The organism is Mesorhizobium kowhaii, assembly GCF_042431665.1.
GTDB classification, from domain to species: domain Bacteria; phylum Pseudomonadota; class Alphaproteobacteria; order Rhizobiales; family Rhizobiaceae; genus Mesorhizobium; species Mesorhizobium kowhaii.
The window spans coordinates 1-842 of record NZ_JBHLYT010000237.1 but is presented as its reverse complement, the minus strand read 5'-3'; the positions used below and the strand labels follow the sequence as shown (position 1 = coordinate 842).

General features: G+C 58.7%; 1 pseudogene. It reads right to left on the bottom strand.

The annotated features are described in order from the left end of the window. A pseudogene (locus tag ACFFNA_RS40325) lies at positions 1-770 on the bottom strand (IS5 family transposase). Positions 771-842 lie beyond the last annotated feature (72 nt).

Here is an 842-nt window from a genome sequence, read left to right as displayed (position 1 = left end):
CTAGGCCGCAGACTCATAATGCCGCAACCAGATGCGAACTGAAGCGAGTTTGATTGCTGCGAGAAAGTTGAGCGGGTCTCGGTCGTATCGTGTGGCGATTCCCCTGAACTGTTTGAGTTTGTTGAAGTAGCGCTCGACGAGATTGCGCTGTTTGTAGACCCATGCGCTGAACGGGAAGCTGCCGGTGCGGTTTTTCTTGGGCGGGATGTTTGCCCAAGCTTTGCGCTGTGCGGCGAGCGTGCGAATTGCGTCGCTGTCGTAGGCGCGATCGGCAAGTAGGATCGCATTGGGCTGTAGGGCTTCCAGCATAGCGGCGGCAGGCTTGCCGTCATGCGCCTGTCCGGCGGTCAGGACGAGATCGATTGGCCGGCCTTCGGCGTCGACAAGCGCATGGATTTTCGTGGTAAGGCCGCCCCGGGAACGTCCCATGCAACCATCATCGGCGCCCCCTTTTTTGCCGTGGCCGCATGCTGGTGAACGCGGACACAAGAACTGTCGATCATGATGATCTCGCCGTCGAAAGCCTTGGAAACCGCTGCCAGCAGCCGATCCCAGACCCCGGCTTTGCGCCATCGCACGAACCGGTTGTAGCAGGTGGTGTAGGGTCCATAGCGCTCCGGGACATCGGCCCAGGGCGAACCGGTTCGGAAACGCCACAGTATGCCGTTGAGAACCTTGCGATCGTCAACGCGCGCCACGCCGCGAACCTTGTTCGGCAAATGAGGCTCGATCACGCCCCATTCAAAGTCGCTCAATTCGTAACGTCGCATTCAAGCCTCCAAAAGAAGCCTTGAATCAGAACCCGTCACAAAGCGGTAGTCAGTTTATGAGTTTGCGGCCTA